The 4,475-nt window shown below is 73.0% G+C and carries 4 protein-coding genes; 1 reads left to right on the top strand and 3 read right to left on the bottom strand.

Going from position 1 to position 4,475, the window contains the following annotated elements:
* Positions 1-831 (top strand): maleylpyruvate isomerase family mycothiol-dependent enzyme (locus GWI24_RS40970; RefSeq protein WP_374103403.1); only part of this gene is annotated, 831 nt, incomplete at its 5' end.
* 54 nt (positions 832-885) lie between these two features.
* Here GWI24_RS40970 and pknB read toward each other — a convergent pair.
* From pknB to GWI24_RS40955, 3 genes are all read right to left on the bottom strand, one after another.
* Positions 886-2,820, bottom strand: coding sequence for a Stk1 family PASTA domain-containing Ser/Thr kinase (gene pknB / locus GWI24_RS40965; protein ID WP_210951101.1), 1,935 nt, complete (start codon positions 2,818-2,820; stop codon positions 886-888).
* 87 nt (positions 2,821-2,907) lie between these two features.
* Positions 2,908-3,366 (bottom strand): SRPBCC domain-containing protein, encoded by a 459-nt coding sequence (locus GWI24_RS40960; RefSeq protein ID WP_308344257.1) that lies wholly within the window; start codon positions 3,364-3,366, stop codon positions 2,908-2,910.
* A gap of 298 nt (positions 3,367-3,664) precedes the next feature.
* Positions 3,665-4,408 carry a thiazole synthase gene (locus GWI24_RS40955; RefSeq protein ID WP_210951102.1) on the bottom strand — a complete coding sequence of 248 codons (744 nt, stop codon included), beginning with the start codon at positions 4,406-4,408 and terminating at the stop codon, positions 3,665-3,667.
* Between the last annotated feature and the right edge of the window lie 67 nt (positions 4,409-4,475).

The following is a 4,475-nucleotide window of genomic DNA, read 5'->3' as shown; positions in this document are numbered from 1 at the left end:
GGCGCCCCTACTGTGACGTACATGACTCTGCTGAGCTTTGACCGTCGCTGCTCCGAGATCGTCGCGCAGGCCCAGCTGCTGCGGGGCTCGATCGAGGGCGCGGACCTGACCCGCCCCGTGCCCACCTGCCCCGGCTGGAACGTCGGGCAGCTGCTGCGTCATCTCGGCGGGACCCATCGGTGGGCCGAGGAGCTGGTGCGCACCCGGGCCACGGAAGCGCTGCCCGATGAGCACTTCCGCGATCTGTCGCCGTACGCGGAGGAGGACGCGGCCGAGCTCGCCCCCTGGCTGGTCGAGGGCGCCCAGATGCTGGCCGACACGCTGCGCGAGGCGGGGCCCGAGGCGCGGCTGTGGACCCCGGTGCCGGACTTCGGGCAGGTCGCCGGAGGGCGCGCGGACTTCTACGCCCGCCGCTTCACCCATGAGACGGCGGTCCACCGGGCCGACGCGGTCCTTGCCCTCGGCGGTGAGTACACCCTCGACCAGGAGGTGGCCCTGGACGGGTTCGACGAGTGGCTGGCGCTCGGCTCGCTGCCGATGCACTTCGAGATCCACCCCTGGATGCGCGAGCTGCTCGGCCCCGGCCGCACCCTGCACTTCCACGCGACCGACACCGCGCCGGAGGTGGCGGCGGAGTGGGTGGTCGACCTCACCGGCGACGCGATCATCTGGCGGCGGGCGCATGAGAAGGCCGCGGTCGCGGTGCGCGGGCCGCTGACCGACCTGCTACTGATCATCTATAAGCGGCGCCCGGCCCGCGGCGCGGGCGTGGAGATCCTGGGCGATGAGAAGCTGCTGGACTTCTGGCTGGAGCGGGTCAGCTTCGGATGAGCGGCCGGACGGATGGCGTTGACCGCCCGGCCGCCGCCATCCGTCCCCGAGCCCTCAGAACACGCCGCCCTTGGTCCTGATGGTGATCGTGCTGCCCTTGGGCGCCTCGTCGCCGCCCTCCACCGACTGGTCCTGCACCTTGTCCCCGGGGAACAGCAGCGCCTTCTCGACGTCCACCTCGAACCCGGCGTCCTCCAGCTCCGCCTTGGCGTCGTCCACGTTCATCCCCGTGACGTCCGGCACCTCGACCATCTGCACGCCCTTGGAGATGGTCAGCGTCACCGTGTCGCCCTTGGCGGCCTCGTCGTCCGTCGACGGGGACTGCTCGGCGACCGAGCCCTTGTCCTCCTCCGAGAACACCTGCCGCTCGGCGATCTTCACCTTGAAGCCCTCGTCCTCCAGTGTGGACCGGGCCTCGTCGATCGAATCGCCCACCACGTCCGGGACGTCGACCGGCCGGCCCTTGCTGACCACGATCGACACGGGCGTCTCGGGGCGGCGCACGGAGTCGGGGCCCGGGCTGGTGGAGAGGACCGAGCCCTGGGCCGTCTCGCTGCTGAAGCGGCCGGTGACCTTGCCGACCGTGAGTCCCTGGTCCGCGATCTTCCGCTTGGCCTCGGCGAGCGGCATGCCCACCACATTGGGCACCTCGGCCCGCGGGCGCCCCTGGGAGACCCGGATGGTCACGGTGCCGGTGTCGCGGACGCGCTCGCCCGGGCCGGGCTTGGAGCCGATGACCTTCCCCTTGGGGATGACATCGCTGAACTCGTTGACGACCTTCACATCGAGACCCGCCCCGTGCAGCTTCTTCTCGGCCTCCGCCCGGGTCTTCCGCAGCACCGGCGGGACCTCGGTGAACTGGCCGACGCTGATGTACCAGACCCCGGCGCCGAGGGCGATCGCCAGCAGCACCGCGGCGGCGATCGTCACGATCCCGCGGCGCGGCAACCGGCCCCGGCCCCCGCCCCTGCGGTGCCCCTCCTGCCGGGGCGGTTCCGGGGGCAGCTCCAGACGGCTGGTGTGATTGAGCTGGTCCTGGTCGTCGGCGGCCGCCGCCGGGCGCGGAACCACCGCCGTACGGTTCTCGGACCCGGCCGAGTGGTCCTCCCTGGCCTGCGGCGGCACCGCGTCCAGCTGCTCGTCGGTCAGCGCGGCCCGCACCGCGCGGGTCGTGCTCAGCAGCGCGACGGCGTCGGCGGGGCGCGCCTCGACGGCGCGCGCGGTGGCCGAGGCCACCAGCGCGTCCAGCTCCGGGGCGACCCCGGGCGCGAGGGTGGAGGGCGGCGGGACGTCCTCGTTCAGATGCTGATAGAGCACCTGCGCCGGGGTGCTGCCGCCGTGCGGCTTGGCGCCGGTCAGCATCTCGTACAGCACCACACCGCAGGCGTAGACATCGGCGCGGGTGTCGGCCGTGCCGCGCTCGATCTGCTCGGGCGCGAGATACGAGACGGTGCCGAGGACGCTGCCGGTGGAGGCGCTGGTGTTGGTGTCCACCGCCCGGACCAGGCCGAAGTCGGCGACCTTGACCCGGCCGTCGTCCCCGATCAGCACGTTCTCGGGCTTCATGTCGCGGTGGACGAAACCGGCACGGTGGGCCGCCCCGAGCGCCGCCAGCACCGGCTCCAGGATGTCCAGCGCGGCGCGCGGATGCAGGGCCCCGCGCCCGCGGAGCACATCGCGCAGGGTGCAGCCCGAGACGTACTCCATGGCCAGATAGACATGGCCGCCGTCCGCTCCCTGGTCGTAGACGGCGACCACATTGGCGTGCGCGAGTCTCGCGACGGACTTCGCCTCCCGGATGAAGCGCTCGACGAAGGCGGCGTCGGAGGCGAGGCTCTGATGCATCACCTTCAGCGCGAGCACGCGGTCCAGCCGGGTGTCGACGGCCCGGTAGACCGTCGCCATCCCGCCAACGGCGATGCGCGCCTCGACGCGGTAGCGGCCGTCGAGCTCCTGCCCGACGAGGGGGTCCTGGAGGGTCGTATCCACGGGGGAAGTCTACGAGGCGCCGATATCGGCCAGGACCGCCCGGCCCAGGTGGGGCGGGTACTGCAGCGGAACGGTGACACCGGCGGGTCAGTTGTGCGACGCGGCGGCGATCGCGGCCAGTTCCTCCAGCGCGGAGGTCCAGGACAGCGTGGCGTATTCGGCGTGCTTGGCCTTGGCGTCGTCGGGGACGGCCAGGGCGCGGATACCGCTCTCCACGAACCGCAGCCGGGTGCCCCGCCCCTCGGGCGAGAGCGCGAACTCCACGAGGGTGGCTTCGCCGGGGTCCGAGGGGGCGTGATCGGGCTCCAGGGCCAGCCGGAAGCGGAGGAGGGCGTCCGGGACCGCCCGCTCGACCATGCCGTGGAACTCTCCGTGCTCGTCCCAGCGGAACCGGAGCCGCCCGCCGGGGTGCGGATCGATCTCGCAGCCGCCGGGGGCGTACCAGGCGCGGATGTGCTCGGGCGTCGTCAGCACCCGCCACACCCGGTCGATCGGCGCCGGTACGTACACCTCGCGCTCGATCCGGTCGTCCACGGTCACGGTCACGGCGACCACCTCCGGGCTGTGGGCTGCTCCCTCCATCCACGGTAGGGCCCCGCGGGGCCCGGACACCGGCCGACCGAAGTCCAGGAGCCCTGGCCGAACGTGCAGGACCTGGCCGAACGCCCAGGGCGTAGCTGAACGGCCAGGGCCTCAGCAGGTCAGAGGAAGTCCGCTACGGTTCGGGCAGCGCCCCGAAGGGGCGCGGGGCTGTGTCGATGTGCGGCTCCGCCGCGTGGGCGCGACCAGCCACGACGGCGCCGCAGTCGGCCGACGACGCATCCCGACACTTCCAGCGGAGCGCTTAGCCGAAGGCCGGGCGCTCGGGGTCCAGGGCGGCCAGGCCCTCGGCCGGGCTCGACGCCTCGGCGAAGTGGCGGCGCGGGATCCGGCCCGCCCGGTGGGCCAGCCGGCCCGCCTCCACCGCGTGCCGCATCGCCCCCGCCATCAGCTCCGGCTCCTGGGCCCGGGTGACGGCCGAGGCGAGCATCACCGCCGCGCACCCCAGCTCCATGGCCAGCGCGGCGTCCGACGCCGTCCCCGCGCCGGCGTCCAGGATCACCGGCACGGTCGCGCGCTCGGTGATCAGCTGGAAGTTGTGCGGATTGCGGATGCCGAGCCCGGAGCCGATCGGGGAGCCGAGCGGCATGATCGCGGCACAGCCGACGTCCTCCAGCTTCCGGGCCAGGATCGGATCGTCGTTGGTGTACGGCAGAACCGTGAACCCGTCGTCCACCAGGGTCTCGGCGGCGTCCAGCAGCTCGATCGGATCCGGGAGCAGGGTGCGCTCGTCGGCGACCACCTCCAGCTTGACCCAGTCCGTGCCCAGGGCCTCCCGGGCGAGGCGGGCGGTGAGCACGGCCTCACCGGCGGTGAAACACCCGGCGGTGTTGGGCAGCGGGCGTATCCCGTGCCGGTTGAGCACGGAGAGCACCGACCCCTGCACCGTGGGGTCGAGCCGCCGCATCGCGACGGTCGTCAGCTCGGTGCCCGAGGCCAGCAGCGAACGCTCCAGAATCTCCAGACTGGGCGCGCCGCCCGTGCCCATGATCAGCCGGGAGCCGAAGTCGGTCCCGGCGATGGTGAGCGGATCGGGCGCGGCGAGCGACGCGCGG

The sequence above is a fragment of the Streptomyces sp. MK37H genome (assembly GCF_018035285.1).
Lineage (GTDB): Bacteria > Actinomycetota > Actinomycetes > Streptomycetales > Streptomycetaceae > Streptomyces > Streptomyces endocoffeicus.
The sequence above is the reverse complement of the archived record's forward strand: the minus strand, read 5'-3'. Positions and strand labels throughout refer to the sequence as shown.